The organism is Mycobacterium sp. C31M, from assembly GCF_053345865.1.
In genome coordinates, this window is the sequence record NZ_JBKFAX010000002.1 from 412,420 (window position 1) to 439,125 (window position 26,706).

The 26,706-nt window shown below is 67.0% G+C and carries 30 protein-coding genes and 1 pseudogene; 16 read left to right on the forward strand and 15 right to left on the reverse strand.

Annotated features, from left to right (window positions below; translation table 11 throughout):
* The first annotated feature begins 64 nt into the window (after nt 1–64).
* The 6 genes from fadD8 to ACLBYA_RS04525 all read left to right on the forward strand — a co-directional run bounded on the left by fadD8 (nt 65) and on the right by ACLBYA_RS04525 (nt 5,638).
* Nucleotides 65–1,666, forward strand: a complete 1,602-nt coding sequence (gene fadD8, locus ACLBYA_RS04500; protein ID WP_447708148.1) for a fatty-acid--CoA ligase FadD8 — start codon at nt 65–67, stop codon at nt 1,664–1,666.
* Between the two features lie 85 nt (nt 1,667–1,751).
* A complete protein-coding gene (locus ACLBYA_RS04505; RefSeq protein WP_447708149.1) occupies nt 1,752–1,979 on the forward strand; it encodes a hypothetical protein in 228 nt (75 codons plus the stop codon).
* A 63-nt stretch (nt 1,980–2,042) separates the two neighbouring features.
* Entirely contained in the window at nt 2,043–3,242 is a 1,200-nt protein-coding gene (locus ACLBYA_RS04510; protein WP_447708233.1) for an RNA polymerase sigma factor, read from the forward strand.
* 10 nt (nt 3,243–3,252) lie between these two features.
* Nucleotides 3,253–4,491 carry a GNAT family N-acetyltransferase gene (locus ACLBYA_RS04515; RefSeq protein ID WP_447708150.1) on the forward strand — a complete coding sequence of 413 codons (1,239 nt, stop codon included), beginning with the start codon at nt 3,253–3,255 and terminating at the stop codon, nt 4,489–4,491.
* Between the two features lie 10 nt (nt 4,492–4,501).
* On the forward strand, nt 4,502–5,179 hold the full coding sequence (locus ACLBYA_RS04520; protein WP_447708151.1) for an HAD family hydrolase: 678 nt from the start codon (nt 4,502–4,504) through the stop codon (nt 5,177–5,179).
* Nucleotides 5,180–5,188: 9 nt separating this feature from the next.
* On the forward strand, nt 5,189–5,638 hold the full coding sequence (locus ACLBYA_RS04525; protein ID WP_447708152.1) for a nitroreductase family deazaflavin-dependent oxidoreductase: 450 nt from the start codon (nt 5,189–5,191) through the stop codon (nt 5,636–5,638).
* 1 nt (nt 5,639) lies between these two features.
* Here the strand turns inward: ACLBYA_RS04525 and ACLBYA_RS04530 are convergent, their stop codons facing one another.
* Nucleotides 5,640–5,915 (reverse strand): hypothetical protein, encoded by a 276-nt coding sequence (locus ACLBYA_RS04530; RefSeq protein WP_447708153.1) that lies wholly within the window; start codon nt 5,913–5,915, stop codon nt 5,640–5,642.
* A 102-nt stretch (nt 5,916–6,017) separates the two neighbouring features.
* Between ACLBYA_RS04530 and ACLBYA_RS04535 the strand changes: the two genes are divergently transcribed.
* From ACLBYA_RS04535 to ACLBYA_RS04545, 3 genes are all read left to right on the forward strand, one after another.
* Nucleotides 6,018–6,920 carry a 1,4-dihydroxy-2-naphthoyl-CoA synthase gene (locus ACLBYA_RS04535; protein WP_447708154.1) on the forward strand — a complete coding sequence of 301 codons (903 nt, stop codon included), beginning with the start codon at nt 6,018–6,020 and terminating at the stop codon, nt 6,918–6,920.
* 88 nt (nt 6,921–7,008) lie between these two features.
* Complete coding sequence (locus ACLBYA_RS04540; protein WP_447708155.1) at nt 7,009–7,878, forward strand: SDR family oxidoreductase; 870 nt, start codon at nt 7,009–7,011, stop codon at nt 7,876–7,878.
* A gap of 8 nt (nt 7,879–7,886) precedes the next feature.
* The gene (locus tag ACLBYA_RS04545) at nt 7,887–9,974 is read left to right on the forward strand and encodes an FUSC family protein (protein ID WP_447708156.1); all 2,088 of its coding nucleotides are present in this window, start codon (nt 7,887–7,889) and stop codon (nt 9,972–9,974) included.
* On the opposite strand, the gene ACLBYA_RS04550 is transcribed toward ACLBYA_RS04545, so the two are convergent.
* The 5 genes from ACLBYA_RS04550 to ACLBYA_RS04570 are packed head-to-tail and all read right to left on the reverse strand — an operon-like array spanning nt 9,975 to nt 14,724.
* Nucleotides 9,975–10,847: a polysaccharide deacetylase family protein gene (locus ACLBYA_RS04550; protein WP_447708157.1), complete on the reverse strand. Its 873-nt coding sequence runs from the start codon at nt 10,845–10,847 to the stop codon at nt 9,975–9,977.
* A complete protein-coding gene (gene speB / locus ACLBYA_RS04555) occupies nt 10,840–11,820 on the reverse strand; it encodes an agmatinase (RefSeq protein ID WP_447708158.1) in 981 nt (326 codons plus the stop codon). The genes ACLBYA_RS04550 and speB overlap by 8 nt, the downstream gene beginning before the upstream one ends.
* A 14-nt stretch (nt 11,821–11,834) precedes the next feature.
* Nucleotides 11,835–12,584, reverse strand: coding sequence for an SDR family NAD(P)-dependent oxidoreductase (locus ACLBYA_RS04560; RefSeq protein ID WP_447708159.1), 750 nt, complete (start codon nt 12,582–12,584; stop codon nt 11,835–11,837).
* Nucleotides 12,581–13,282, reverse strand: a complete 702-nt coding sequence (locus tag ACLBYA_RS04565) for an SDR family NAD(P)-dependent oxidoreductase (RefSeq protein ID WP_447708160.1) — start codon at nt 13,280–13,282, stop codon at nt 12,581–12,583. The genes ACLBYA_RS04560 and ACLBYA_RS04565 overlap by 4 nt, the downstream gene beginning before the upstream one ends.
* Nucleotides 13,279–14,724 (reverse strand): APC family permease, encoded by a 1,446-nt coding sequence (locus ACLBYA_RS04570; RefSeq protein ID WP_447708161.1) that lies wholly within the window; start codon nt 14,722–14,724, stop codon nt 13,279–13,281. Before ACLBYA_RS04570 ends, ACLBYA_RS04565 begins: the two co-directional genes overlap by 4 nt.
* Before the next feature lie 141 nt (nt 14,725–14,865).
* Here ACLBYA_RS04570 and ACLBYA_RS04575 point away from each other — a divergent pair, with 141 nt between their 5' ends.
* The 3 genes from ACLBYA_RS04575 to ACLBYA_RS04585 are packed head-to-tail and all read left to right on the forward strand — an operon-like array spanning nt 14,866 to nt 17,196.
* Nucleotides 14,866–16,239 (forward strand): PucR family transcriptional regulator, encoded by a 1,374-nt coding sequence (locus tag ACLBYA_RS04575; protein ID WP_447708162.1) that lies wholly within the window; start codon nt 14,866–14,868, stop codon nt 16,237–16,239.
* Nucleotides 16,240–16,252: 13 nt separating this feature from the next.
* Nucleotides 16,253–16,624 (forward strand): VOC family protein, encoded by a 372-nt coding sequence (locus tag ACLBYA_RS04580; RefSeq protein ID WP_447708163.1) that lies wholly within the window; start codon nt 16,253–16,255, stop codon nt 16,622–16,624.
* On the forward strand, nt 16,624–17,196 hold the full coding sequence (locus ACLBYA_RS04585) for a TetR/AcrR family transcriptional regulator (protein WP_447708164.1): 573 nt from the start codon (nt 16,624–16,626) through the stop codon (nt 17,194–17,196). The genes ACLBYA_RS04580 and ACLBYA_RS04585 overlap by 1 nt, the downstream gene beginning before the upstream one ends.
* Nucleotides 17,197–17,280: 84 nt before the next feature.
* On the opposite strand, the gene ACLBYA_RS04590 is transcribed toward ACLBYA_RS04585, so the two are convergent.
* From ACLBYA_RS04590 to ACLBYA_RS04605, 4 genes are read right to left on the reverse strand one after another with little or no spacing between them, the layout of a single operon-like run.
* Nucleotides 17,281–17,733 carry a DUF5078 domain-containing protein gene (locus ACLBYA_RS04590; protein ID WP_447708165.1) on the reverse strand — a complete coding sequence of 151 codons (453 nt, stop codon included), beginning with the start codon at nt 17,731–17,733 and terminating at the stop codon, nt 17,281–17,283.
* Nucleotides 17,734–17,743: 10 nt separating this feature from the next.
* Entirely contained in the window at nt 17,744–18,106 is a 363-nt protein-coding gene (locus ACLBYA_RS04595; protein ID WP_447708166.1) for a DUF732 domain-containing protein, read from the reverse strand.
* Entirely contained in the window at nt 18,106–20,997 is a 2,892-nt protein-coding gene (locus ACLBYA_RS04600) for an MMPL/RND family transporter (RefSeq protein ID WP_447708167.1), read from the reverse strand. Before ACLBYA_RS04600 ends, ACLBYA_RS04595 begins: the two co-directional genes overlap by 1 nt.
* On the reverse strand, nt 20,994–21,422 hold the full coding sequence (locus ACLBYA_RS04605) for an MmpS family transport accessory protein (RefSeq protein WP_447708168.1): 429 nt from the start codon (nt 21,420–21,422) through the stop codon (nt 20,994–20,996). Before ACLBYA_RS04605 ends, ACLBYA_RS04600 begins: the two co-directional genes overlap by 4 nt.
* Before the next feature lie 172 nt (nt 21,423–21,594).
* Here ACLBYA_RS04605 and ACLBYA_RS04610 point away from each other — a divergent pair, with 172 nt between their 5' ends.
* The gene (locus ACLBYA_RS04610) at nt 21,595–22,221 is read left to right on the forward strand and encodes a TetR/AcrR family transcriptional regulator (RefSeq protein WP_447708169.1); all 627 of its coding nucleotides are present in this window, start codon (nt 21,595–21,597) and stop codon (nt 22,219–22,221) included.
* On the opposite strand, the gene ACLBYA_RS04615 is transcribed toward ACLBYA_RS04610, so the two are convergent.
* From ACLBYA_RS04615 to ACLBYA_RS04625, 3 genes are read right to left on the reverse strand one after another with little or no spacing between them, the layout of a single operon-like run.
* A complete protein-coding gene (locus ACLBYA_RS04615) occupies nt 22,130–22,438 on the reverse strand; it encodes a DUF3349 domain-containing protein (RefSeq protein WP_447708170.1) in 309 nt (102 codons plus the stop codon). The genes ACLBYA_RS04610 and ACLBYA_RS04615 overlap by 92 nt on opposite strands.
* An 11-nt stretch (nt 22,439–22,449) precedes the next feature.
* Nucleotides 22,450–22,728: a hypothetical protein gene (locus ACLBYA_RS04620; RefSeq protein WP_447708171.1), complete on the reverse strand. Its 279-nt coding sequence runs from the start codon at nt 22,726–22,728 to the stop codon at nt 22,450–22,452.
* Nucleotides 22,729–22,755: 27 nt separating this feature from the next.
* Nucleotides 22,756–23,994: an anion permease gene (locus ACLBYA_RS04625; protein WP_447708172.1), complete on the reverse strand. Its 1,239-nt coding sequence runs from the start codon at nt 23,992–23,994 to the stop codon at nt 22,756–22,758.
* Nucleotides 23,995–24,179: 185 nt separating this feature from the next.
* On the opposite strand from ACLBYA_RS04625, the gene ACLBYA_RS04630 reads away from it, so the two are divergent.
* Genes ACLBYA_RS04630 through ACLBYA_RS04640 form a run of 3 tightly spaced genes read left to right on the forward strand, consistent with a single transcriptional unit; the run spans nt 24,180 to nt 26,255 of the window.
* The gene (locus ACLBYA_RS04630) at nt 24,180–24,497 is read left to right on the forward strand and encodes a DUF3349 domain-containing protein (RefSeq protein ID WP_447708234.1); all 318 of its coding nucleotides are present in this window, start codon (nt 24,180–24,182) and stop codon (nt 24,495–24,497) included.
* Entirely contained in the window at nt 24,485–25,651 is a 1,167-nt protein-coding gene (gene menE / locus ACLBYA_RS04635) for an o-succinylbenzoate--CoA ligase (RefSeq protein ID WP_447708235.1), read from the forward strand. The genes ACLBYA_RS04630 and menE overlap by 13 nt, the downstream gene beginning before the upstream one ends.
* Nucleotides 25,629–26,255, forward strand: coding sequence for a pyridoxamine 5'-phosphate oxidase family protein (locus ACLBYA_RS04640; protein ID WP_447708236.1), 627 nt, complete (start codon nt 25,629–25,631; stop codon nt 26,253–26,255). Before menE ends, ACLBYA_RS04640 begins: the two co-directional genes overlap by 23 nt.
* On the opposite strand, the pseudogene ACLBYA_RS04645 reads toward ACLBYA_RS04640, so the two are convergent.
* Together ACLBYA_RS04645 and ACLBYA_RS04650 are read right to left on the reverse strand one after the other, a co-directional pair.
* Nucleotides 26,249–26,605, reverse strand: a pseudogene (locus tag ACLBYA_RS04645) (GNAT family N-acetyltransferase); the annotation flags it as partial. The gene ACLBYA_RS04640 and the pseudogene ACLBYA_RS04645 overlap by 7 nt on opposite strands.
* Entirely contained in the window at nt 26,533–26,694 is a 162-nt protein-coding gene (locus ACLBYA_RS04650) for a hypothetical protein (protein WP_447708240.1), read from the reverse strand. The pseudogene ACLBYA_RS04645 and the gene ACLBYA_RS04650, both read right to left, overlap by 73 nt.
* Between the last annotated feature and the right edge of the window lie 12 nt (nt 26,695–26,706).

Sequence of the window (26,706 nt, forward strand, 5' to 3'; positions counted from 1 at the left end):
CCGGCGGGCCGAGTCCGACACCCGACCTTGAAACAAAATCTGTAACACGTTCTAATCTGAAGGTATGAGTGACGAGCAGCTCCGCCATTTCCTGCACTCCGGCCACCTCACCGTCGGCGCACTGAAGCGGCACAAGGACCGTCCCGTGCTGTTCCTCGGGGACACCACGCTGACCGGCGGCGAGCTCGCAGACCGGATCAGCCAGTACATTCAGGCCTTCGAGGCGCTCGGCGCCGGCACCGGCGCGGCGGTCGGGCTGCTGTCGTTGAACCGGCCCGAGGTGCTGATGATCATCGGCGCCGGGCAGACCCAGGGCTACCGCCGCACCGCACTACACCCTCTCGGCTCTCTGGACGACCACGCCTATGTGCTGTCCGACGCCGAGGTGACCTCATTGATCATCGACCCCAACCCGATGTTCGTCGAGCGCGCGCTGGGCCTGCTGGAGAAGGTGCCGTCGCTGCGGCAGGTGCTCACCATCGGACCGGTTCCCGAGGCCTTGGCGGGTGTGGCCACAGACCTCAGCGCGGAGGCGGCCAAGTACCCGCCCAAGCCGCTGGTCGCCGCGGATCTGCCGGCCGACCATATCGGTGGACTCACCTACACAGGGGGCACCACCGGTAAGCCCAAGGGCGTCATGGGCACCACCGGATCCATCACCACGATGACCACCGTGCAGCTGGCCGAATGGGAGTGGCCGGAGAATCCCCGCTTCCTGATGTGCACCCCGCTGTCGCACGCCGGTGCGGCGTTCTTCACCCCCGTCATCGTCAAGGGCGGCGAGCTGATCGTGCTGACCAAGTTCGACCCGGCCGAGGTGCTGCGCGTCATCGAGGAGCAGAAGATCACCGCCACCATGCTGGTGCCGTCGATGATCTACGCGCTGATGGATCACCCGGACAGCCGCACCCGCGACCTGTCCTCGCTGGAGACCGTCTACTACGGCGCCTCGGCGATGAACCCGGTGCGCCTGGCCGAGGCCATCCGCCGGTTCGGGCCGATCTTCGCGCAGTACTACGGCCAGTCCGAGGCACCGATGGTCATCACCTACCTGTCCAAGAAGGAACACGACGAGAAGCGGCTGACCTCCTGTGGGCGGCCGACACTGTTCGCCAAGGTGGCACTGCTCGGCGAGGACGGCCAACCGGTACCCCAGGGTGAGGTCGGTGAGATCTGCGTGGCAGGACCGCTGCTGTCCGGCGGGTACTGGAACCTGCCCGAGGCCACCGCCGACACCTTCCGCGACGGCTGGATGCACACCGGCGACCTGGCCCGCGAGGACGAGGACGGTTTCTACTTCATCGTCGACCGTACCAAGGACATGATCGTCACCGGCGGGTTCAACGTGTTCCCACGTGAAGTGGAAGACGTTGTGGCCGAACATCCTTCGGTGGCGCAGGTGTGCGTGATCGGCACCCCCGACGAGAAGTGGGGCGAGGCGGTGACCGCGGTGGTGGTGCTGCGCCCCGACGCCGCGACCGACGAGGCCGCGGTCGCGGTGATGACCACCGAGATCCAGGATGCGGTCAAGGAGCGCAAGGGGTCGGTGCAGTCGCCCAAGCAGGTGATCGTCGTCGACTCGGTGCCGGTCACTGCGCTGGGAAAGCCGGACAAGAAGGCTGTGCGCGCGCAGTTCTGGGCGGGTGCCGGCCGTTCGGTGGGCTGACTACCCTGCCGCGAGGGTTTAACGGGCCCGCGTCGGGGTACAGATGCGCTGACAACGTAGGCATCCCGAGATAGGACCCGCCCTGATGGACGACCGCACCGCAGTCGCCGCCCGCACCCCCGCAGGCGAGGCTCTCAGCACCGGCGCCCTGTTCCTGAGCATCCTGGCCATCATCGGGTTCGCGATCACCATCGGCGCCTTCGGCCTTGAGCAGATCGGGCTGACGTTCGGCATGGGTCTGCTGTCGCTGACCAGCTTCGTGGCCAGCATGTTCTTCTTCCGCGCCGACGCGCAGGAGCAACCCGAGAGCTGACCGCGCTAGCGTGATTCGGTGCCGGACTCCGAGCTGCGCGACACCGTCGACGCCGTCTGGCGGATGGAAGCGGCCAAGATCGTCGCGACGCTCACCCGCGCCTTCGGCGACATCGGCCTGGCCGAGGATCTGGCGCAGGAGGCACTGCTCGAGGCGCTGACGCAGTGGCCGCGATCCGGGGTACCGCGCAACCCGGGCGCCTGGCTGACCACCGTCGCCAAGCGCCGCGCCATCGACCACTGGCGCCGCCAGGACAACCTGGACACCAAATACGCGGTGCTGGCCCGCGATCTCGGCGACCACCTGGACCAGCCGTGGGACCCCGACCGCATCGACGATGACGTGCTGCGCCTGGTGTTCATCGCCGCGCACCCCACGCTGTCGCGCGAGTCCCAGATCGCGCTGACCCTGCGGGTGGTCGGCGGGCTGCGCACCGAGGAGATCGCCCGGGCATTCCTGACCTCGAAGGCGACCGTCGCCGCGCGCATCACCCGGGCCAAGAAGTCGTTGTCGGGCATGGCCTTCGAGGTTCCCGAGCGGGCCGAGTTCGGCCCCCGGCTCGCGGCCGTGCTGTCGGTGATCTACCTGATCTACAACGAGGGGTACTCGGCCTCGGCCGGGCAGCGCTGGATCCGCGACGAGCTGTGCACCGAGGCGCTGCGGCTGGGCCGCGTGCTGGCGGCGTTGACACCGGAGGAATCCGAGGTGCACGCGCTGGTGGCGCTGATGGAGTTCCAGTCCGCACGCTTCGCCGCCCGCACCGACACCGACGGGCGCCCGGTCCTGCTGGAGGATCAGGACCGCACCCGCTGGGACCGCGCCCAGATCCGGCGCGGGGTCGCCGCCCTGGAGCGGGGTGCGCAGGCCAGGACACAACGCGGCTGGGGACCGTATGCCCTGCAGGCCGCGCTGGCCGAGTGTCACGCCGTTGCCCCGACCGCCGCCGACACCGACTGGCGGCGCATCATCGCCCTGTACGACGCGCTGTTGCAGATCGCGCCGTCACCGGTCGTGGAGCTCAACCGGGCCGTCGCGGTGGCGATGGCCGACGGGCCGGCCGCGGCGCTGCCCCTCGTGGACGGTATCGACGGCCTACCCGAATCGCACCTGCGGCCCAGCGTGCGCGGGGAACTGCTGTCCCGGTTGGGCCGGCACACCGAGGCCGCCGCCGAGTTCACCGCCGCGGCGGCGCTGACCGGCAATGAGCAGGAGCGGCAGGTGCTGCTGAAAAAGGCCGCGCATCCGGATGCCGCCTCAGGGTAGACATGGGTATGTGTCCGACCTGATCCTGCGCGCCGTACGCGACGACGCCGACTACGAAGCCTGGAGCACCGCGCTCTACTCGGTGTTCCTGCAGGACCGCCAAGACGACGAGATCACCGCAGCCCGCAAGTTCTCCGATCTGGACCGACTGTTCGGATTCCACGACGGCAACCGGTGGGTCGCCACCGCCGGTGACTATCGCAAAACGGTCGCCCTGCCCGGCGGTGCCGTCGTCGACGTGCCGGCCGTCACCGCGGTGACGGTCGCCCCCGGCCATCGCCGTCGCGGTCTGCTGACCCAGATGATGCGGCACCAACTCGACACCATCCGGGCCCGCGGCACCGAACCGGTGGCCATGCTGTTCGCCTCCGAGGCCCGCATCTACGGCCGCTTCGGCTACGGGATGGCCAGCCAGAACGCCGTGTTGTCCGGGCAGGTGCGCGACCTGGATTTCCGGCCCGAGGTGAACCTGGGCGACGGCACCGTCGACGAGATCGACGCCGCCACCCTGCTCGCCGAGGGCCCGGCGATCTACGACGCCTCGTTCAGCACACTGCCCGGCCAGATGAACCGGCCGCGCAGCTGGTGGGACTACAACATTCTGGACAATGACGAACGCCGCAAGTGCAGCGGCAGTATCCGCTTCGCGCTGCACCGCGAAAGTGACGGTACGGCAAGTGGATTCGCGATCTTTCGACCCAAATCGTCCTGGAATGCCGCCGGGCCCAACGGGGAGATCCACGTCGAGGAGGCCGTCGCCACCAATCCCCGTGCCTACGCCCGGTTGTGGCGCTTCCTGATCGATATCGACCTGGTCCGCAGCATCAAGTTCGACGGCGCCTCGGTCGACGAACCGGTGCGGCACCTGCTGGCCGATGGCCGGGCACTGGAATGCGAGGTCACCGATGGCATCTTCGTGCGGCTGGTCGAGGTGGACCGTGCGCTCGCCGCACGCAGCTACGCCACGCCCGTCGATGTGGTTTTCGAGGTCACCGACGAGTTCTGCGACTGGAACACCGGCAGCTACCGGCTGCGCGGTGACACCGACGGCGCCGAGTGCCAAAGAACCGATGCCCCAGCCGATATCACGATCTCGGCACGCGACCTGGGGGCGATCTACCTGGGCGGGACCAGCCTGGCGCAGCTGGTGACGGCGGGGCTGGTCACCGAGCTGACCCCGGGCGCGGCGCACCGGACCGCCGTCGCATTCAGCTGGCCCATCGTCCCCGCCATCCCCGACCACTTCTAGAAAGGCCGCAATGACCATTCGCGCAGTGCTGTTCGACTACTCCGGCACATTGTTCCGACTCGAGGAGGACGACAGCTGGTTCGACGGCATCATGGTCGACGAGAAGGAGGTCGACGGCCATGTGCAGGCAGAGCTGATGCGTCGGATGACGGCCCCGACCGGTCGCCCGCCGGGGATGTCGGATGAGCAGTGGCATGCCTGGGCGCATCGTGATCTGGAACCGGCGCTGCACCGCGAGGCCTACCGGCATGTGCTGCGTGAGTCCGGTCTGACCGACCCGCACGCCGAGAAGCTGTACAACCGGCTGATCGACCCGGCGTCGTGGACGCCCTATCCCGATGCAGTGACGGTATTGGACGGTCTGCGCGCCGCGGGTATCAAGACGGCCGTAGTGTCCAATATCGCCTTCGACCTGCGCCCCGCCCTGGTAGCGGCCGGCGCGGTGGCCGACGAGGTCGTGCTGAGCTTCGAGATCGGTGTCATCAAGCCGGATGCGGCCATCTTCGAGACCGCACTGTCCCGGCTGGGTGTGGATCCGGGCGAGGCGTTGATGGTCGGTGACAGCGAGGAGGCCGATGGCGGTGCGCGCGCGTTGGGTTGTGCGTTCGCCCTGGTGGATCCGCTGCCCACCGAGCAGCGCCCGGACGGGCTGATCGCCGCCCTGAAGGCACACGGGCTTGCGGTCTAACCTCGGGACATGGCTGAAAAGCGGGTACGGCCACCGTGGTGGCTGAAGTACGTCAACAAGGTGATCATCGGGCTGTCGCGGCTCGGTATCGGCGGCGACAAGGGCCCGGTGGTGCTGACCGTCGTCGGCCGTAGATCAGGCAAACCGCGCACCACCCCGATCACCCCGATGACCGTCGACGGCGCCCGCTATGTCGTGGGCGGGCTACCCGGTGCGGACTGGGTGGCCAATGTGCGCGCGGCAGGCACGGCAACCCTGCATCAGGGCCGCCGCGCCCAACCGGTGCGGATGGTGGAGATGCCCGCCGATGAGGCCCGCCCGCTGTTACGCCGGTTCCCGGAGCTGGTCCCGACCGGAGTGAGCTTCATCAAGAACGCCGGCCTGGTCACCGGCCCGAACCCCGACGAATTCGAGGCCCTGGCCGGGCGCATCCCGGTGTTCCGTTTCGACCCCGCCTGATCTACAGGTGCGGGGCCTCCTTGATCTTGGAATCCGGGGTACCCAACGTCTGACACCAGGTCTGCACCGCCAGCCGGGTGCCACTGATCTCCAGCTGCTGCGCGTCGGCACCCTTCTCGTCCTTCAGCATCTTGCCGACAGCCTCGTTCTGGGTGGCCTCGTCGGCTCCGACGAAGTCCTTGCACGCGGTGTCGCCACCCGTGACCGACGGTGAGCAGCCGACCAGCATCGCGCCCACCGCACAACCCGCCAGTACCGCCACTGCCGAACGCTTCATCGTGTCCTCCTTGTCATGGCGCCCAATCGCGCCCCATGCACTTCGTCGCGCGCTTTGTACCCCGCACCCGGCGCGGCGAAACCAGCTGAATACAGTCGAGGAATGACATTCGACCCTGCGCTCTGGCAGCCGGTCGCCGGCTTCGAGCTGACCGATATCACCTATCACCGGCACGTGGTGGACGGTGTGCCGCGGCCGACCGTGCGGGTCGCGTTCGACCGGCCCGAGGTGCGAAACGCGTTCCGCCCGCATACCGTCGACGAGCTGTACCGCGTGCTCGATCACGCCCGGATGTCCCCCGATGTCGGGGTGATCCTGCTGACCGGCAACGGCCCGTCGGCCAAGGACGGCGGCTGGGCGTTCTGCTCGGGTGGGGATCAGCGCATCCGTGGCCGCACCGGTTACCAGTACGCAAGCGGAGAGACCGGCGACACTGTTGACGCCGCAAGGGCCGGAAGACTGCACATCCTGGAGGTGCAGCGCCTCATCCGATTCATGCCCAAGGTGGTCATCTGCCTGGTCAATGGGTGGGCCGCCGGCGGTGGCCACAGCCTGCACGTCACCTGCGATCTGACGCTGGCCAGCCGCGAACATGCCCGCTTCAAGCAGACCGATGCCGATGTGGGCAGCTTCGACGGCGGGTTCGGCAGTGCCTACCTGGCCCGCCAGACCGGGCAGAAGTTCGCCCGCGAGATCTTCTTCCTGGGCCGCGCCTATGACGCGGAGACGATGTATCAGATGGGTGCGGTCAACGAGGTCGTCGACCATGCCGAGTTGGAGAACGTCGGCCTGCAGTGGGCCGCCGAGATCAACGGGAAGTCCCCGCAGGCCATCCGGATGCTGAAGTTCGGATTCAACCTGATCGACGACGGGCTGGTCGGCCAGCAGGTGTACGCCGGTGAGGCAACACGTCTGGCGTACATGACCGATGAGGCCGTGGAGGGCCGGGATGCCTTCCTGGAGAAGCGCGATCCCGACTGGAGCGGCTTCCCGCGCTACTTCTGACGTGTGATTTCGGTGAGGATACGTGCGGTGGGCGCACTGCGGTGTGCGCACGGAACCCCACCGAAATCGCAGTCCCTAGACTGTCGCAGTGAGCAAGAACCCATTGCGCCGGATCTCGGACGCGGTGCTGCTGACCAGCATGCGTCCGCCCTTGACCGAATACCTGAGTCGCGGCCCCGAGGTCGAGCTGCGCGGTAAACGCATCCTGATCACCGGGGCCTCCTCGGGTATCGGCGAGGCGTCGGCGGTGAAACTGGCCCGCCTCGGCGCCTCGGTCATCGTGGTGGCCCGCCGGTCCGACCTGCTCGACACCGTCACCGACACCATCCGGGCCGACGGTGGGATGGCCGAGGCGATCACCGCGGACCTGTCCGATCTCGATGCAGTCGACGCGCTGAGCGCCAAGGTGCTCGACAGCCACGGCGGTGTCGACATCCTGATCAACAACGCCGGCCGGTCCATCCGCCGGCCGCTGCTCGACTCGCTGGATCGCTGGCACGATCTGGAACGCACCATGACGCTGAACTATTACGCGCCGCTGCGGCTGATGCGTGCGCTGGTCCCGGGCATGGTCGAGCGCGGCGACGGACACGTCATCAACGTGTCCACCTGGGGCGTGATGAACGAATCCTCGCCACTGTTCGGGGCCTATCAGGCCTCCAAGGCCGCGCTGACGGCGATCAGCCGGGTGGCCGAGACGGAATGGTCGGGCAAGGGTGTGCACTCGACGACGCTGTACTACCCGCTGGTGAAGACGCCGATGATCGAACCGACCAAGGCGTTCGTCGCGATGCCCGGGCTGTCCGCCGAGGAGGCCGCGGACTGGATGGTGACCGCGGCGCGCACCCGGCCGGTACGGATCGCGCCGCGAATGGCGGTGACCGCCAAGGCAATCGACAGCGTCGCACCCGGCCTGCTGGGAGTCATCATGAAACGCGGCGTCGTCGAATCCTCCTGAGTCGGAAGATGCTGACCCTGGACCGGATCCGGCAGCGGGACCCCGAGTTCGACGCGCTGCGGCGCGCCGCCAGGGCCGCCATCGTGCTGCCGATCGCGGCGGCGGTCAGCTTCCTGGTCGCCGGCGGCAGCCAGGCCCCGATGTTCGCCATCTTCGGGTCGGTGGCACTGCTGATCATCACCGACTTCCCCGGCAACCGGGCCGCCCGCGCGCTGGCCTACGCCGGGCTGGGCCTCAACGGTGCGGTGTTGATCAGTGTCGGCACCCTGGTCGCGCCCTACCGATGGCTGTCCGTCGGGCTGATGTTCGTCCTCGGTGTCACGGTGATGTTCGCCGGGGTGCTCAGCGAGACGGTGGCCGCCGGGCAACGCGCCACCCTGCTGACATTTGTGCTGCCGGCCTGTACCCCGCCCGGGCCGATCGACGAACGGCTGCAGGGCTGGCTGATAGCGCTGGCCGTCTGCGTGCCGGCGGCCCTGTTCCTGCTGCCACCGCGCCATCACGACGATCTGCGCCGGCACGCCGCGCGGGTGTGCAGCAGGTTGGCCGACTGCCTGGACGGGACCGCGTCCAAAAAGGACGTCACCCGCGCCATGAACGCGTTGTGGGACAACTTCGTCAACGCGGATTTCCGCCCGGTCGCGCTGACCGCAGGCAGCCGCGCCCTGGTCCGGGTCGTCGACGACCTCGGCTGGCTGTCCGATCGGATCACCGACCGGACCGGCGCGCTGCTCGGCGGCCTGAAACCGCCGATCACCGCGGTGTTGCGGGACTCCGCGGCGGTGCTCAACATCTCCGATCCGCGGCGGCGGGCCGCCCGCGGCGCCGATCTGAACATGGCGCTGGCCGATCTGCGGGCAGTGGCCCAGGGCAGCTATCGCGAAGACATCGGACTGATTCTGGGTGTGCCCGACGATGCCACCGCCGTGACGATGGGCCGGACATTGCTGGGCCGGCGCACGTTCTCGGCGACCGTCGGGGTCACCGGGCGCATCATCCGCAATGCCGCGCTGGCCGACGCCCGCCCGGTGTGGGCCCGGGTGCTGGGACGCAGACTCCCCGAGACCGGTGCCGCGGACTGGGTGATGCCCGAGACGACCGCCGTCGCGGCCATCACCAAGGGCTTTCTGGCCACCCGCGCGGTGGTGCTGCGCAACAGCCTGCGCACCGGACTGGGCCTGGCGCTGGCCGTAGCGGTCACCCATCTGTTCCCGGTCGAGCACGGATTCTGGGTGGTGCTGGGTGCGCTGTCGGTGTTGCGCAGCAGCGCGTTGACCACCGGGACCCGGGTGTTGCGGGCGGTGGCCGGCACCGTGCTGGGGTTCGGGCTGGGTGTCGCCGTGATCGAACTGGTCGGTGTCCAGCCGGCGGTCATGTGGGTGCTGCTGCCGGTGGTGGCGTTCGGCTCGGCGTTTGTCCCCGAGGTGGCATCGTTCATCGCCGGCCAGGCCGCGTTCACCATGATGGTGCTGATCATCTTCAACCTGATCCAGCCGTCGGGTTGGGCAGTTGGGCTGATCCGGGTCGAGGACGTCGTCATCGGCGCACTGGTCGGTGTCACGGTGTCGGTGCTGCTGTGGCCGCGCGGCGCCTCGGCCTCGGTGGCCCGTGCAGTGGATCATGCCCGCGCCGAGGGGGCCGCCCTGCTGACGGCGGCGGTGCGCCGCGTCACCCGCGGATCGACCGAGGCTACCGACGACAAGGTGTTTTCCCTGAGCCGCAGCGCGCTGGAGGCCAGCCGGGTGCTCGATGATGCGCTACGGCAATATCTTTCGGAGAACAGCGGGCAGACCGATGTGCGCGCCCCGATGGTCCGGGCGGCCAACCAGACGATACGACTGCGGGCCGCGGCCGAGCTGGTGGCCGATGTGGTGCCGCCCCCGTTCGGTTCCTACGCCCAGGCTCGACGCCTTCTCGAGGAGCACGCCGATCGGGTGTGCGCGGAAGGTCGGCCGGGACCGCCGATCAGCGACGATTTTGTACTCGCGTTGCGTGCCGAGGCCGGGGACACCGGATTGGCGGTGTCCGCCGCCCTACCGCTGCTGACGGTGGCCGCGCATCTGGGTGAGCTGGAATTGCTCTATCCCAGTGGCTGATCAATTCGGCCGGGTGATGCTGCGCGGTGGCAGGCCGAGTGAACGGACGTGCTCGGCGATGGCACCCAGGCTGGTGGTCCACACATCGGTGTGCTCGGCGACATGACGTATCAGATCGCCGAGTTCGGCTGCGCGCGAAGCCCGACCGGTCAGGAACGGGTGATTGGTCAGCACCCAGCAGGCACCGATGTCGCGTAGCGCGTCGAACTCCAGCTGCCACAGTTCCCGGGCCTTGCGCGGACTCTCGATCACCCCGCTGTAGATGTCGGGCAGGTAGCAGTACTGCTCCCAGTCGTCGAGCGCCCACTGGATCGGGATCTCGACCAGGGAGCGCTCTCCCACCGCCAACTCGTACGGGAGATCGGCGTCCATCAGGCTGGAGTCGTACAGAAAGCCACGATCGGCCAGCAGTTCCGGTGTGTGCCAGGACAGATCCCACATCGGTGCGCGGTAACCCACCGGACGCACCCCGGCGACCTCGGCGAGCGCCTCCAGGCCACGGCCGATCGCCTCGATCTCCTCGTCCAGGGTCAACGCGGTGGGCTGCTCGTGCAGATAGCCGTGGTGGGCGATCTCATGACCGGCAGCCACGATCGCGCGCACCGCCGCGGGATAACGATGTGCGGTGTGCCCGGGCACGAAGAAGGTAGACGGAATCTGGTGGCGGTCCAGCAGATCCAGGATTCGCGGGATACCCACCAGCGGACCGTAGGCTTGATGGCTCATCACGCTCATCCGGGCGGCCACCCCCTCGTTGCCCCACAACACCGCGGATTCGGCGTCCACGTCGAAGGTGAAGGCGGCCGCCGCGACTTTTCCTACCGGCCAGTGGAATTTCCCGTCGCTTCGCTCGCCCCGGGAGAATTCAGACATGGTCGGCCATCAACGTGATGAGCTCGTAGCCGATGTTCGCCGCGGCCACCGCTGTCACCTCGCCACTGTCGTAGGCGGGCGCCACCTCGACCACATCGGCGCCGACGATGTTCAACCCGCGCATGGCCCGCAACACCGCGACCAGTTCCCGACTGGTCATCCCGCCGATCTCGGGGGTGCCGGTGCCCGGCGCGAATGCCGGGTCCAGCACGTCGATATCCACCGACACATACACGGGGTGCTCACCCACCCGGTCGGTGATCCGTTGGATGACACCGTCGATCCCGATGCGGTCGATATCGCGACAGTGCACGATGGTGAAGCCCAGCGAGGCGTCGTCGAGCAGGTCCGCCCGGTCGTACAGCGAGCCCCGGATCCCGACGTGTGCGGAGTGATCCTTGACCAGCAGCCCCTGTTCGGCCGCCCGGCGGAACGGAGTGCCGTGTGTGCACGGCGCACCGAAGTAGGTATCCCAGGTATCCAGGTGCGCGTCGAAATGCACCAGCGCGACCGGGCCGTGCACCCGGTTCAGTGCCTGCAGCGCGGGCAATGCGATGGTGTGGTCGCCGCCGAGGATCATCACCCGCTGCGCCGGCGTGCCCAGCAGGGCCGAAATGCCTTCGCGCACCTGATCGACCGCGGCCTCGATATCGAATGGGTTGGCCGCGATATCGCCGGCATCGACGACCTGCGCCTGCGCGAACGGGCTGACGTCCAGCGCCGGGTTGTACGGCTTGAGCAGTCGGGACACCTCGCGGATCGCGGCGGGCCCGAAGCGGGCTCCGGGCCGGTAGGTCACACCACTGTCGAACGGTACCCCGACCACCGCGATGTCATAACGATCCACCTCGTGCAGCTGCGGCAATCGGGCGAAGGTGGCCAACCCTGCATACCGCGGCACCTGCTGCGCATTGAGTTGTCCGACGTTTCCGGATGCCGAGCGCACGTACTGCTGGGCGGGCTGGCTTGTCAACGGTGCTCCTTGTGTCATGCTCTGCTCCTGGTGGATCCGCCGTTGCAGGAGATCACCTGCCCAACGATGGCCGCCACCTCGAAATCGGCCAAGAGGGCCACCGCGGCGGCGATCTCGTCGGCACGGCCGATGCGGCCCAACGGGATCGACTCCGCGTAGCGGCCGTGCATGGTCGCCAGGTCGACCCCGGCGGCGTCGGCGTCGACCTGAAGTTGCGGTGTGTCGGTGACACCCGGTGCCACGGCGTTGACGATGATGTTCTCCGGGGCCAGTTCCCGGCCCAGCCCCTTCACCAGTGCGATCAGCCCGGCCTTGGCGGCCGAGTAGGCGGTGGCCTCGGGCCAGCCGGTGACACCCCATTCACTGGCGATCACCACGATCCGGCCCTCGCCTCGAGCGCGCATGTGCGGCAACACCGCTCGCACCAGGTGAAAGGTGCCGCCGAGGTTGGTGTCCACCACCCGCCACCAGTCGGATTCCTCATGCTCCAGCAGCAGTGCCATCGTCATATAGGCGTGGTTGGCCACCAGCACATCGAGCCGACCTGCCCGCTCGGCCACCGTGTCCGCGATCCGGACACAATTCTGCGGGTCCGACACATCACCGGGGACGGCGAACCCACCGACCTCGGCCGCCAGTGCGTCCAGGGCCGCACCGGCACGAATATCGTTGACCGCGACTGTCATCCCGTCGGCGGCCAGCCGGCGTGCGTGGGCGGCACCCATGCCCTGCGCCGCCCCGGTCACCAGGGCCACCCTGCTCATATCACCGCTCCCGAGTTGACGTTCACCACATCGCCGACGCTGAAGGTGGCATCACAGATCAGGTATTCCACGCAGCGCGCCACCTCGGTCGGGGTGGCCAGCCGGCGCAGCGGCAACGTGTCCAGGTATTCCGCTGCCCGCCAGGGTGAATCATCACTGAGCAGCGGGGTGTCGGTCGGCCCGGGTGCGACGGCGTTGACCCGCACGCCGGCCCCGGCAACCTCGGCGGCCAGGCTGCGCACCAGGCCGATGATCGCGCCCTTGGCCGCCACGTAATGGCTTTCCTGATCGCCGCCGCCGACGGCGAGTTCGCTGGCCACCGCGACCACTGCACCGGATCCGGCGGCGAGCATGTCGGGCAGGCAGGCCCGTGTGGCGTTGAACAACCCGCCCAGGTGTACCCGCAGCATCCGCTGCCACGCTGCCGCATCGATCTGCCCGATGAGCGCCATCTCGTAACAGCCGGCCGAGGTCACCAATGCTGCTACCGGACCGAGCCGGTCGCGGATCTCGGCGACCGCGGCGGCCATCGCCACGTGATCGGAGACATCCACCGCCACAGCGACATCGGCGTCGGCGTCACCGGAGAGATCCAGCGCACCGACGCGGTAGCCCCGTCGACGCAGCGCGGCCGCCGCGGCCGCGCCGATACCGCTGGCGGCACCGGTCACGACCGCGACAGGTCGGGCGTCAGTCATGGGCGCCCTGCGAGTTCGTCACGTGATTCCGCTTCCTCGATCACCGAAGCCTCGACGATACGGGACCGCACCGTGGCCAGGATCGCGCTGCCGAGCACCAGCAGCACGGCGATGCCGATCCACACCGACCAGTCCAGGTATCGCTGCTCGAAAGCCACACGCGGCCAGGCGATATTGAGGAACTGCAGCACCGCCCACACTGCGGCGACCACCGCCACGGGAAGCGTGGCCCGACCCAGTGAGAACGTCGCCGGGGTCCAGGCGCGACGCACCAACACCACCAGGAACCCGAGGAGCGGGAACAGGAATGCCAGGTAGAAACCGCCCGCGGTGAAGTTGACCATCAGCGAGTAGATATCGCCGGCGACGATGCTCAGCAAGAACAGCGCTGCACCGACGACCGTGGTGACCAGGATCGCCACCACCGGGATCCGGGCCGGTCCACGCAGCTGCGACAGCACGTTCGCGGCGGGTAGCGCACCGTCGCGCGCATAGGCCCAGATGACCCGCGAAGCCGAGGTCTGCAGCGCCAGGAAGCTGGCCAGGAAGCCGATCACGAACATCACCTCGACCGGCCGCGCGATGCCGTGACCCAAAGCGACGGTGAGTGTTTCGTACACAGGATCACCTACCGCACCTTCGGCGACGGCGTCCAGGTCGGGGATCGCCAGGATGATCGCCAGGCTGGAGTACGCCACCACGATGAAGATGAAGGCCAGTGAGAACAGCACCGCCTTGGGCAGGTACCGACGCGGCTCGTGCACCTCCTCGGCGATCGACCCGGCACTCTCGAACCCGACGAAGGACCAGCCGATGAAGGCCACCGCCAGCAGGAACGGCCCGCTCATATAGGACCACATGTCGACATCGGGACCGCCACCGGAGAACAGCACCGACAGCGAGTTCTGCCGGTGGAACAGCAGCAGCCAGGTGCCCAGCACCACCGACCCGATGACTTCGGCGATGATGCTGCCGATCATGAAGATCTTCAGTGCCTGCCGGCCTGCGAGGTTCACCGCCGTCCCGGCGAGCAGGATCACCAGCGCGATGAGCGCCAGGGTGGTGCCCGATGGTTCCTCGACACCGAAGATGTTGGCGGTGAACCCGGCTGCGCCGAGCGCCACCGTCGCCATCGCGATGACCAGTGTCCACATATAGGCCCAGCCGGCGAACCAGCCGTAGGTGGTGCCCAGCAGTCGGCGCGACCACTGATAGATGGAGCCTTCCAGCGGCCATCGCGACACCAGCATCGCGAACACCAGCGCCACCAGGAACTGGCCGGCGAACACCAGCCCGAATCCCCACCAGAAGCTGGGGCCCGCGGCCGACAACGCCAAGCCGAAGATGCCGTACAACGCCACGATCGGCGAGATGAATGCGAAGGCGAACGCGAAGGCCGACCAGAGCGAGAACTCGCGACGCAGTACCTGAGGTTCGGACATGGACGAACTATCACCCTCGTCCGGCGCGACCGCCATGGTTCACCGCGAAGACGCTGCGAACCCACCACCGGCAGATCCGGGCATTGGAGGATCGCACAACATCAATACCCCAAGAGATGACAACGACGTTACGATCGACCCATGAGGGAGCCGACCGACGATGCGGACGGCACCGCCCCGACCTTCCGTGACCTGCTGGAACGGTCCGGACTCGGACTCCAACTCGATGAGGGTGCCGCCACCCCTCTGGACCGGCCGATCAGCTGGTCGCACACCACCGAACTGCGGGATCCTTCGCGATATCTGCGCGGTGGAGAACTGGTGTGCACAGTCGGGATCAGCCTGCAATCCCCGCAAGACTGCGCGGCATTCATCGAGGCCCTGCACCGGGCCGGGGTGGCCGGCGTCTGCTTCGGCATCGGCGATGTGCACGACACCGCACCGCCGGCACTCGTACAGGCGTGCGCCCGCGCGGATCTGCCGCTGCTGATCGCGCCACCGGCGGTGCCGTTCGCGACCGTCAGCCGCTATATCGCCGACTTCCGGTTCGGCGGCGCCGTCGCCACCGCGCGGGCCGCCAATGCCCTTGTCCCCGAATTACTCTCCTCGCAGCGGCGACGCGAGTCGGCACGCCAGTTGTTGGATCGCGCCGGCGGAGTTCTGGGCTGCTATTTCCTGCTGGAGCCGCACGGCGAGTCCCGCGACGGGGTCTCGATGTCAGTCGACGGGGTCGGGACCCTGGTGTGGGTGGGCCGCGGGGATCCACCGGAACCAGCGGTGCTGGAGATCATCGCCCGTTTCCTGTCCGCATCCCAGGGTGAGCGCGATATCGAGGCGGCGCTGGCGCGGGAACGGGTCGGGCAGCTGCTGTCACTGGTGGAACGGCGGATGCTGCTGCCCGATGCGTTGAATCAGCTACTGGACTGGCCGGGCTTGGCCGGCGGTGATGTCGACTGCTCGGCGTGGCCGGCCGGGGCCGGGGCGCTGCTGTCGATGGCGTTACCCGACGCCCTGGTCGCCGACGCGCCCGAGGTCTGTCTGGTGTTGAGCGATGGCGGCGACCGGATGGCCGAGATGGCCGCCGATCTGTCGCTGCCGTCCGGGCACGCCGCGGCGGCACCGTTGACCGAGCTCGGCGCCTCGATCAGCCAGGCCCGGATCGCCCTCGATCTGGCCCGCCAGCGTGGCGGCAGCATCGGCCCGGACCAGCTGAGCACCTTCGGCAGCCTGCTGGAGGGCCTGCCGACGAGCCGGCTGGCACCGTTCAAGAACCAGCTGATCGACCCGCTCGAGGCGCTCGACCGTGACCGTGGCACGCAGCACGTCCGGACGCTGCGAGTGTTTTTGGCCGCCAACGGTTCACTGATCGACACCGCCCGTGAGTTGTTCCTGCACACCAACACGGTGCGGCACCGGCTGGCCAGGATTGCCCAGATCACCGGGCGGAACCCGTTGAATTTCGACGATCAGGCCGCGTTCACGATCGGACTGCGGGCCGCGGACCGCAACGCGTGATAAACACATTCGTATGGAGATCCTGGCCAGCCGGGTGCTGATACGGCCGGCCGACTACCCGGCCTCGGTCGAGTTCTACCGCGACCTGATCGGCTTGGCGATCGCCCGCGAATACGGTGGCGGCACGGTGTTCTATGCGGGGCAGTCGCTCATCGAACTCGCCGGTCACGGCGAGCCGGCCGCCGGCGGGTCACTCTGGCTGCAGGTGCGCGATGTGTATGCCTGTCAGGCCGAGTTGGCCGCCCGGGGCGTGCCGATCGGCCGGGCCGCCACCGAGGAACCCTGGGGCCTGCACGAGATGCATGTGATCGACCCCGACGGTGTCACGCTGATCTTCGTCCAGGTTCCTGATTCCCACCCCTTGCGGCGGGATACCCGAGACTGATGGCCAAATCGGTTCTGGGACGCGGCACCGCCCGGGCGCGGGTGTTGGAGGCCGCGCTGACGCTGTTCGGTGAGCACGGTGTCAGCGGCACGACGCTGCAGATGATTGCCGACAGCATCGGCGTGGGCAAGGCCTCGGTCTATTACCAGTTCCATTCAAAGGAAGACATCGTGGTGGCCGCGGCACAACCGATGTTCGACGATATGGCGCGGGTGGTGACGATCGCCGAGGCCGTCGCCGACCCGACCACCCGCCGCGAGATCACCATCAGCGGTTTTGTCGAGTTCAGCGTGCGCCACCGCCGGCTGGCCGCGGTGCTGACCGGTGATCCGGTGCTGGAGAGTCTGATCAAGTCACGGGCCGACCTGTCGGGCACCGTCGACCGTTTCACCGACCTGCTGCTCGGCGGCGGGCACGGGCCTGCCGGTCGGGTGATCATCTCGATGGTGACCAATGGGATCTACTCCGCCGTCACCGACAAGACCCTCGAGGATGTCAGCGACGAGGAACTGCACCGCACGCTGCTGGCCGCCGCGCAGCAATTACTGCGCACCGGTTCGCATTTCGAGTAGATCCCCCGGCGCCGAGATCGACGTTCTGACCGGATTCACTCGCACTTTCTGGCCCGTTTGTACGGTTGGGCGGGAACGGAACGACTACCAGGTCCAGACGCTCGGGTCGACCGGCGGATAGGTGGCGCACACCTTGGTGCCGTGTGCCACGACACCCTTGTTGTTGAAGAACAACTTGGCCCAGTTCGGCCAGTTCCAGGCCAGCGTCTCGTAGAACGCGTTGGTGGCGGTCTCCTCCGAATAGGCCCGCCGGCCCGCGTAATCCATCGAGAAGAACCAGGTGATCCGATCGCGCGCCCAGGTCTGCACCTCGGGCGACTTGTTCTTGTAATCAGTCATGTAGCGCTCGTAGTACACCGGGTTGGTGTCACGCACCGCGGCCATGTACTGGTCGACGGTGCAGGTGGTCTTGAGCATGTTGCTGGGGATCGGGTACTCGTCGGTGGCATCAGCGGCGGCGGTGCCCGGGGTCGAGGCCAGCGTCGTCGCGGCGATCGCGGTTGCCAGCGCGGTACGCAGAAAGCTGTTGCGTCCCATGTCCACTCCTCTAGCGTTGTCCGGCGGCCTGCTGGAGCGCGACCGTCTGATGGGGGCAGTACAGCGGGATCGCCCCGCCGACGAACTGCCAGGCCTGTTCGGTGGTCGATCTGAGCTTCAACTGATCGTGCACGAACTTCGCCGAGGCGAAGGCGTCCTTGTCGAGACCATTGTCCAACCGCTTGCACATGATCTTGGCGATCCAGGCGTTGAAATCCTTCTGCCCGTAGATGCCATAGCCGTGCAACTGCTCGGCGAAGGCCTCGTCACGGTCGGCATGGGCCGCCGGGGCGGCCGCGAAGGCCACCACCACCGCGCCGGCGGCCAGGACCGACTTGACCGCTGAGATCTTGTTGAACTCTGAAATCTTCATCACACCAATGCATCCTGGGGTCGACGTTGAATCGGTGGCCACGGCTGCGGCTTGGGCCGCAACCGGACATGCTGGGGCCACCAGAACCACTTGCCCATCAGGGCTGCGATCGAGGGCGTCATGAACGACCGGATCACCAGGGTGTCGAACAGCAGACCCAGGCCGATCGTGGTACCCACCTGACCCATGATGGTCAGATCACTGACCGCCATGACCATCATGGTGAAGGCGAAGACCATTCCGGCCGCGGTGACCGTCGATCCACTACCGCCCATCGCGCGGATCATGCCGGTGTTCAATCCAGCGTGTATCTCCTCCTTGAGCCGCGACACCACCAGCAGGTTGTAGTCCGCGCCGACGGCCAACAAGATGATCACCGCCATCGGCAACACCATCCAGTGCAACTCGATGCCCAGCAGGTGCTGCCACAACAGCACCGACACACCGAATGACGCACCGAGTGAGAGCACCACGGTGCCGACGATCACGGCGGCGGCCACGATCGCCCGGGTCAGGATCAGCATGATCAGGAAAATCAGCCCGATCGCGGCGATCCCGGCGATCAGCAGGTCGTACTTGGTGCCGTCGGCCATGTCCTTGAAGGTGGCCGCGGTGCCACCCAGGTAGATCGTCGACCCCTCCAGCGGGGTGCCCTTGATGGCGTTCTTCGCCGCCGCCTTGAGCGGTTCGATCCGCTCGATGCCGTCAGCGGACATCGGATCACCCTCGTGGTTGATGATGAAGCGCACCGCATGCCCGTCGGGCGAGAGGAACTGCTCCAACCCCTTGGCGAAGTCCGGGTTGTCGAAGGCCTCGGCGGGCAGATAGAACGAGTCGTCGTTCATCGCATCGTTGAAGGCCTTGCCCATCTCGGTCGAGGTCTCACTCATGATGCGCTGCTGTTCCTGCATACCTGCCTGGGTCTGCTGCATGGTGAGCATCATCTGCTGCATGCTCACCATGGTCGCCTTCATCTCCGGCATGATCGCGATCATCTGCGGCATCAACTCGTTGAGCCGGTGCATCTGCGGCATGAGATCATTCATGTTCGTCGTCATGATGTCGATGCCGTCAAGCACATCGAAGACCGACCGGAGCGACCAGCAGATCGGGATGTTGTAGCAGTGCGGTTCCCAGTACAGGTAGTTGCGGAACGGCCGGAAGAAATCGTCGAAGTTCGCGATCTGGTCGCGCATGACCTCAAGGTCGGCGATCGTCACATCCATCGAGGCGACCATGTTGGCCGTGGTGTCGGCCATCTCCTCGGTGATGTTCTGCATCCGATCCATGTTGTCGATGGTCTTCTGCATTTCCGCGACCTGCTTTGTCATATCGGCGGTGCGGTCCTGGTTGTACTTCTCGTTCAGTCGCTGCAAGGTGCTGTTCTGGCTGATCGCGTACGGAATGGTGGTGTTCTCCATCGGCGCACCGTCGGGCCGGGTGATGGTCTGCACCCGACCGATACCGTCGACCTGGAACATCGCCTTGGCGATCTTCTCGATCACCAGGAAGTCGGCCGGATTCCGCAGATCCCGGTCACTCTCGATCATCATGATCTCGGGGTTGAGCCGGGCCGGCGAGAAATGCCGTTCCGCCGCGGCGTAGCCCTGGTTGGAGCTGATGTCGTCCGGCAGGTACAGCCGGTCGTTATAGCTGGTCTTGTAGCCGGGCAATGCCAGCAGGCCGATCAGCGCGACGGCGATGGAGGTAACCAGGATGGCACCGGGCCATCGGACCACCGCGGCGCCCACCTTGCGCCACCCACGAACACGGTTGGCGCGCTTGGGATCCAGGAAACGTGCACCGACGGTGATGATGGCGGGACCGAACGTCATGGCCGTCACGATCAGCACCAGCATTCCGACGGCCAGGGGCACGCCGAGGGTCTGGAAGTAAGGCAGCCGGGTGAAGCTCAGGCAGAACGTCGCACCGGCGATGGTCAGGCCGGAGCCGACGATCACGTGGGCGGTACCGCCGAACATGGTGTAGTAGGCCTGTTCTCGGCTCTCACCGGCGCTGATGGCCTCCTGATATCGGCCAATGAGGAAGATCGCGTAATCGACCGATATGGCGATCGCCAATGTGACCAGCAGGCCGGTCGCAAAGGTGGAGAGCCCGATGATCTCGTAATAACCGAGCGCGGCCACCGCCCCTCGGACGGTGAGGAGGCTCACGACCACCATCACGATCATCAGCACCATGGTCATGAAGGAGCGGAAGATGATGAGCAACATCGTGATGATGACGACGAAGGTCAGCGCCTCGATCAGCCGCACGCTGCCGTGGCTGGCCTCGGTCTGCTCGGCCGTCATCGCCGCAGAACCCGTGACGAACACCTCGACACCCGCGGGCGCAGGGATGCTCTCGACTATGTTCTTGACGGCCTCGATGGACTCCAGTGAGAGCGCCTCGCCCTGGTTACCCGAAAGGTTCGCCTGGACGTAGACGGCCTTGCCGTCACCGCTCTGCACACCTGTCGCGGTGAGCGGATCACTCCACAGGTCCTGCACGTGTTCGACATGCTTGGTATCGGCCTCGAGTTTGGCGATCAGCTCGGAGTAATAACGCCGTGAATCGTCGCCGAGCTTGTCCTGGCCCTCCAGCACGATCATCACCGCGCTGTTGGACTCGTACTCCTGGAACTTCTGGCCGACATACTCGGTGGCGATGACCGCAGGCGCCTCGTCCGGACTCATCGAGACCGAACGCATCTCGCCGACAGCTTCCAACTGCGGTACCAAAACGTTCAGAAGTACCGCAACGGCGACCCAGAGCAGGATGAAGGGTACGGACAGCGTGCGAATGGCTCGGGCGATCTTGCCGAAATGCGCTGTCTCGTGCGGCGCCGGACTGATCGCGATGGGCCCGGTGGGGGCGTCGTGGCGGCTCATGCGGACTTCACGATGCAGAAGGTCTGGACATTGGTACCCGAGACGGTGCGCTCATCGCGTACCTCGTCATCGACGACGACCCGGCAGCCCAGGAAACTCGTCTTGCCCTGCGCGACGATATTGGCCGACGCGGAAGCTTCCGTCGTCTGCAGGGTGATCGACCACGGCAGGATGGCGCCGTCGACGCGTTGCGGTTCCCCCTCCAGGTCCACATAGTTCACGTCCACTGCCGCCCCTTCCGGGCCAAAGATTTCGTATTTCACCACTTTGGGATCGAACGGGTCCGGGTCGTTCGCGAACTCGACCGGCGTCACCAGCGGTGGGTCCGAAGCGAAGATCCCGCGCACCCGGGCGACAGTGAACCCCGCGATGCCCACCACCACGACGATCACCAGTGGCAACCAGGCCCGCTTCAGCAGTTGCATTTCCCGACCTTCCGCAGCGCTGTGCAAAGAACCGCCCAATGACACCCCTCACCCATCGGACGCACTTAAGTTATACAATTGGTCTACTTCAAACAAGCCGAACGGCTAAGTGTGGCCCATCACATGTTTATACATGAGTGAGTCACACAGCACACTGAGGAAATGGGGCCGAATGGCAGCTCACGGCTGTACGGCCCGCGACCGGGTCATCGGCGCGGCCGTCGAATTATTCGCCGAACACGGCGTGCAAGGCACGTCACTGCAGATGATCGCCGATCGGATGGGGGTCGCCAAGGGCGCGGTCTACTACCAGTTCCGTTCCAAGGACGACCTCGTCCTGGCGTTGTTGCGGCCACTCTTCGATGGCATCAGTGCGCTGGTCGAGCGCGTCGATCCGCTACCGGCGCAGGCACGCCGGGATGCCGCGGTCACCGGCCTGGTCGACCTGGCGATCCAGCAGCGGCGGGCCACCTGCCTGTTTCGCCGCGACCCGGTCGTGGATCAGTTGATCGCCGAACATGCCGAAATGGCGGCGCTGACGGAGCGGTTCTATGCGCTGCTGCTGGGGCCCGACCCCGACGACACGTCCCGGGTGTCGATGTCGGTAGCCGTCACCGGGCTGTATTTCTGCACCACAGCTCCGGCATTACGCGATATCGCCGACGCGGATCTACGGAAGATCCTGCGCCGGCGATTCCTGCAGTGCGTCAGCGAACCGGTGCCGCCAACGGCCAGCCCACCGAGGCCAGCCGGGCCGCAACCTGATGCAGCTCTTCGGGATTCGGCTCTTTGTCGATGATGGCTGCGATGGCACCGCTGATCTCGGCCTCGGTCACCGGATTGTCACCGTCGCTCGATCGCAGCACGGCCTTCGCCGCAGCCATCACCTCGTCCTCGGACAGCGAGCGCTTCAGCAGCGCCAGCAGCGCGAAGTAGTCGGTCTGCGGCACGCCCTCCGGATAGCCCTGATGCAGCCAGCCCAGCACGTTGTCCAGGACACTCTTGCTTTCCGTCATCAGTCGTCAGCTCACTTCTTGGGGAGGAAGGGGAACAGGTCGATACCGGTGTGGTGGATGATCGTGGCGCGGGTGATCCACATGACCGCGGTCAGGATGACCCAGCCGACGAACACGAACATCGCGATCCCCAGGTACTTCAGCGCCGGGTTGGGCGCGGTCGCGGTCTCACCGTCACCACCGGCACCTCGCGAGTAGGCGACCAGGCCGAGCGCGAACACCGCGGGCAGTCCCGCACCGAGCAGCAGTCCGATGCCCAGCACCTTGAGGATGCTCTCCAGGTAAACCATCATCAATTCCTTTGACTAGTACCGGGATCAAACCGAAGCAGTGGGCAAGGTGGCGTCGCGCATCTCGGCCGGGACGACCGAGTTGGTCGAGGAATCCCAATCGGCGTTGACATTGTTGTGGTCGACCTTCTGCTGCTGGGCACGCCACCACATGTAGAAGGACAGGCCGACCAGGATCAGGAAGATCAGGCCGTCACCGGCCAGTGCCGAACCGGTCACCGACTTCACACCGTCGGAGAGCCAGTACGACAGCGCGCCGACAAGCCCGGCGGCGGGCAGGGTGATCAGCCAGGCCACTGCCATCCGGCCGGCGACCGCCCAACGCACCTCGGCACCCGGCTTGCCGACACCGCTGCCCAGGATCGAGCCGGTGGCCACATGTGTGGTGGACAGTGCCATACCTGCGGCACTGGAACTCAGAATGATTGCGGCCGAGGAGGCTTCGGCCGCAAAGCCCTGCGGGGAATCGATCTCCACCAGACCCTTGCCCAAGGTCCGGATGACCCGCCAGCCACCGAGGTAGGTGCCCAGGCCGATCGCCACCGCGCAACTGAAGATGATCCAGAACGGCAGGCCCTGCTCCTTGACGTCCCCGGTCAGGTGCCCGGTGGTGATCAGCGCCAGCGCGATGACACCCATCGTCTTCTGCGCATCGTTGGTGCCGTGCGACAGGGCGACCAGCGAGGCCGTCGCGATCTGGCCCCAGCGGAAGCCGTCCTTGCGACGCTTCTCGGCGACCCGCTTGGTGATGGCGTAGACCATCCAGGTGCCGCAGGCGGCGACCAGGCAGGCGATCACCGGGGCGGCGACCGCAGGAATCAGCACCTTCTGGGTGACCCCGGACCAGTTCACCCCGGCCAGTCCCAGCGCGGCCAGGCCCGCCCCGATCAGGCCGCCGAACAAGGCGTGCGACGAGCTCGACGGGATGCCGAACAACCAGGTGAGCAGGTTCCACAGGATGCCGCCGATCAGGCCGGCGAAGATGATGGTCAACCCGGTCGAGGCATCGATACCCGGTAGCAGCGCCCCGGATTTGGAGTCCTGCACCTTGAGCACGGAGGTGGTGACGGTCACGGCGACCTCCACCGACAGGAAGGCGCCGACCAGGTTCAGCACACCGGCCAACAGCACCGCGGTCTTCGGCTTAAGCGCGCCGGTCGCGATCGAGGTCGCCATCGCGTTCCCGGTGTCGTGGAACCCGTTGGTGAAGTCGAATGCCAGTGCTGTGGCAATCAGCAGCACCAGGATGATCAGCTCTGCGCTCATGCCCCAATCCTGAGACATCTCTCAGCGTTTCGGGTAATTACGGGCAAGTTGCCGAGCGGTCGCGACCTGCGACTTCAGCTATCCATGCAAGCTTGTTCACCAAACGTTCATCTGTCCGCCGCGCCTCGTTCGACCACGGTGGCATCCGCGGCGGACCCGCCGGTCATCTGGCAGGCTTCGACTACGTGAACGGATTCCTGGCGCGGATCGCCGCCTGGCTCACCGCGGGGTACCCCGACGGTGTCCCCGGGCCCGATCAGGTGCCGCTGCTGGCGCTGCTCACCCGCCGGCTGACCAACGACGAGGTCAAGACCGTCGCGCAGGATCTGATGGATCGTGGCGAGTTCGATCATGTCGACATCGGCGTACTCATCACTCAGATCACCGCCGAACTGCCGCGCGCCGAGGACATCGAGCGGGTGCGGGCCCGGCTGGCCGCCACGGGCTGGCCACTCGACGATCCGCGCGAACCCGAACCGGAGGACCCCACATCGCCGTCCTGACCGCACTACCCGTCGGCACCGGCGCCGCGGCGTTGGCTGTCCTGCCGGACCTTGACGCCGCGCTACGTGGCGCGGCGGCGCTGCTGCCCGTCCCCGCCGAGGATTCACGACAGCGACAGCTGATCCTCGACGCACTGCGCGCCGGCGAGCCGATCGCCGACGAGATCGCAGTGGTGGTGTCCACCTCCGGCACCACCGGAACCCCCAAGGGCGCAATGCTTTCCGCACGTGCGCTGACCGCGAGCGCCACCGCCACCCATCGCCGACTCGGCGGCGAGGGCAGCTGGCTGCTGGCGTTACCCGGCTATCACGTGGCCGGTCTGCAGGTGCTGGTGCGCAGCATCGTCGCCGGGACCACGCCGGTCGCACTGGCTGCCGGTTTCGAACCGCCCGAGCTGGTTGCGGCCATTACCAGGATGGGCAGCGGCCGCCGGTACACCTCGCTGGTGGCCAACCAGCTGGACAAGGCACTGGCCGACCCGCACGCCACCGCCGCACTGGCCGGACTGGATGCCGTGCTGATCGGCGGTGGCCCGCTACCCGCCGCAATCCGGGAAAAGGCCGCCGCCGCAGGGGTTCCGGTGGTCCGTACCTACGGCATGAGCGAGACCGCGGGCGGCTGCGTCTACGACGGCAAACCGCTGGACGGGGTGACCGTCCGCCTCGACGAGGGCCGCGTCGTGCTCGGCGGTCCGATGGTGGCCGCCGGTTACCGCAACCCGGTATCGCCGGACCCGTTCGCCGAACCGGGCTCGTACCGCACCGATGACCTTGGCGCGCTGGACGACTCGGGAACCTTGAGCATCCTGGGCCGCGTCGACGACGCCGTCAGCACCGGCGGACTGACCGTGTTGCCGCAGCTGGTCGAGAACGCGCTGGCCACCCATCCGGCCGTCGCCGAGTGCGCCGTGTTCGGGGTGCCCGACCAGCGATTGGGCCAGCGGGTCGTCGCGGCGATCGTCGTCGCGCCGGGCCACGACGCCCCGAGCGTGGCCGAGTTGCGCGCGCACGTCGCCGCGACACTGGCGGCCACCGCCGGCCCACGGGAAGTGCACATCGTGGCGGCGCTTCCGCGCAAAGGCATCGGGAAGCTGGATCGGCGCGCCCTGATCGAACGGTTCGGCGTGCATGATGGACAGGGTGAGCGCAACTGAAGTGACGACGGTCGACGAACTCCGCGCCATCGTCGGGCAACCCCACCCTGCAGTCGCCAACAAGGTGGCGGCGCGACTCGCGGACGTCCACCAGCTGTGGATCGCCAACTCGCCGCTGTGTTTCGTGGCGACCACCGACTCCGACGGCCGCGTCGACGTGTCACCCAAGGGTGACCCACCGGGCTTCGTCCACATCATCGACGACACCACCATCGCCATCCCGGAGCGTCCCGGCAACAAACGTGTCGACGGGTACCTCAACGTGCTGCAGAATCCGCAGGTGGGAACCATCTTTGTGATCCCGGGCCGCGGTGACACGGTCCGGGTCAACGGCCGGGCCCGAATCGTCTCCGACGCAGACTATTTCGACATCCTCGAGGTGAAGGGCAAGCGGCCGATCCTGGCGCTGGAGGTCAGCGTCGAGGAGGTGTTCTTCCACTGCTCCAAGGCCTTCCTGCGTTCGGATGCCTGGAAGCCCGAGACGTGGACCCCGGATTCGGTGCCGAGCACCGCGAAGCTTGCCAAGTCGTTCAAGGCCGAGGAGACCCTGGAGGAGCTGGAGGCCTATTACAGCGAGGAGAATTACCGCAAGCAGCTCTACTGACCGGGGTCGCGGACCATGATCGCCCGGGTGTAGAGCAGGTGAAAGCCCTGCAGCTGCACGTTCTGCTGGGACTTTGATCCCGGTGAGGTCGTGACGACGGCGATATCGGCACCGGTGGCCACCGCGTCGCGCAGCCGAGTCTCCAGCAGCGCGGTCTGCACCCCGCGGCGTCGGTGCGCGGGCGCGGTCGCCGCCCCGGTCAGCTGCGCGACACCGGAGGCGACCCGCATACTGCCGCCGCCCGCGATCTGGTTACCCCGCAGCGCGACATAGGGTTTCACCCCCGCATCGGCGAAATCGTGTTCCGCGCGCTCGATAGGATCTGCGGGTCGGCCAGGTTGCCCAGTTCCACCACCGTCGGCGCCCCGCGTTCGGCATCGGCCGCCTCGGCGTGTTCGATACGTCGGGCCAGCTCGATACCGCAGAACAGGGTGCTCACGGCGGCACACTC

Bases quoted from the DNA above. Each gene is read 5' to 3' on its own strand.
- ACLBYA_RS04550 (WP_447708157.1), bottom strand. From the start codon at position 10,847: ATGTCTGAATTCTCCCGGGGCGAGCGAAGCGACGGGAAATTCCACTGG.
- ACLBYA_RS04560 (WP_447708159.1), bottom strand. From the start codon at position 12,584: ATGAGCAGGGTGGCCCTGGTGACCGGGGCGGCGCAGGGCATGGGTGCC.
- ACLBYA_RS04570 (WP_447708161.1), bottom strand. From the start codon at position 14,724: ATGTCCGAACCTCAGGTACTGCGTCGCGAGTTCTCGCTCTGGTCGGCC.
- ACLBYA_RS04610 (WP_447708169.1), top strand. From the start codon at position 21,595: ATGGCAGCTCACGGCTGTACGGCCCGCGACCGGGTCATCGGCGCGGCC.
- ACLBYA_RS04565 (WP_447708160.1), bottom strand. From the start codon at position 13,282: ATGACTGACGCCCGACCTGTCGCGGTCGTGACCGGTGCCGCCAGCGGT.
- ACLBYA_RS04525 (WP_447708152.1), top strand. From the start codon at position 5,189: ATGGCTGAAAAGCGGGTACGGCCACCGTGGTGGCTGAAGTACGTCAAC.
- ACLBYA_RS04640 (WP_447708236.1), top strand. From the start codon at position 25,629: ATGGACAGGGTGAGCGCAACTGAAGTGACGACGGTCGACGAACTCCGC.
- ACLBYA_RS04595 (WP_447708166.1), bottom strand. From the start codon at position 18,106: ATGAAGATTTCAGAGTTCAACAAGATCTCAGCGGTCAAGTCGGTCCTG.
- ACLBYA_RS04510 (WP_447708233.1), top strand. From the start codon at position 2,043: ATGGAAGCGGCCAAGATCGTCGCGACGCTCACCCGCGCCTTCGGCGAC.
- ACLBYA_RS04585 (WP_447708164.1), top strand. From the start codon at position 16,624: ATGGCCAAATCGGTTCTGGGACGCGGCACCGCCCGGGCGCGGGTGTTG.
- ACLBYA_RS04605 (WP_447708168.1), bottom strand. From the start codon at position 21,422: ATGCAACTGCTGAAGCGGGCCTGGTTGCCACTGGTGATCGTCGTGGTG.
- ACLBYA_RS04625 (WP_447708172.1), bottom strand. From the start codon at position 23,994: ATGAGCGCAGAGCTGATCATCCTGGTGCTGCTGATTGCCACAGCACTG.
- ACLBYA_RS04615 (WP_447708170.1), bottom strand. From the start codon at position 22,438: ATGACGGAAAGCAAGAGTGTCCTGGACAACGTGCTGGGCTGGCTGCAT.
- fadD8 (WP_447708148.1), top strand. From the start codon at position 65: ATGAGTGACGAGCAGCTCCGCCATTTCCTGCACTCCGGCCACCTCACC.
- ACLBYA_RS04530 (WP_447708153.1), bottom strand. From the start codon at position 5,915: ATGAAGCGTTCGGCAGTGGCGGTACTGGCGGGTTGTGCGGTGGGCGCG.
- ACLBYA_RS04590 (WP_447708165.1), bottom strand. From the start codon at position 17,733: ATGGGACGCAACAGCTTTCTGCGTACCGCGCTGGCAACCGCGATCGCC.
- ACLBYA_RS04505 (WP_447708149.1), top strand. From the start codon at position 1,752: ATGGACGACCGCACCGCAGTCGCCGCCCGCACCCCCGCAGGCGAGGCT.
- ACLBYA_RS04535 (WP_447708154.1), top strand. From the start codon at position 6,018: ATGACATTCGACCCTGCGCTCTGGCAGCCGGTCGCCGGCTTCGAGCTG.
- ACLBYA_RS04545 (WP_447708156.1), top strand. From the start codon at position 7,887: ATGCTGACCCTGGACCGGATCCGGCAGCGGGACCCCGAGTTCGACGCG.
- ACLBYA_RS04600 (WP_447708167.1), bottom strand. From the start codon at position 20,997: ATGAGCCGCCACGACGCCCCCACCGGGCCCATCGCGATCAGTCCGGCG.
- ACLBYA_RS04620 (WP_447708171.1), bottom strand. From the start codon at position 22,728: ATGGTTTACCTGGAGAGCATCCTCAAGGTGCTGGGCATCGGACTGCTG.
- ACLBYA_RS04575 (WP_447708162.1), top strand. From the start codon at position 14,866: ATGAGGGAGCCGACCGACGATGCGGACGGCACCGCCCCGACCTTCCGT.
- ACLBYA_RS04520 (WP_447708151.1), top strand. From the start codon at position 4,502: ATGACCATTCGCGCAGTGCTGTTCGACTACTCCGGCACATTGTTCCGA.
- ACLBYA_RS04580 (WP_447708163.1), top strand. From the start codon at position 16,253: ATGGAGATCCTGGCCAGCCGGGTGCTGATACGGCCGGCCGACTACCCG.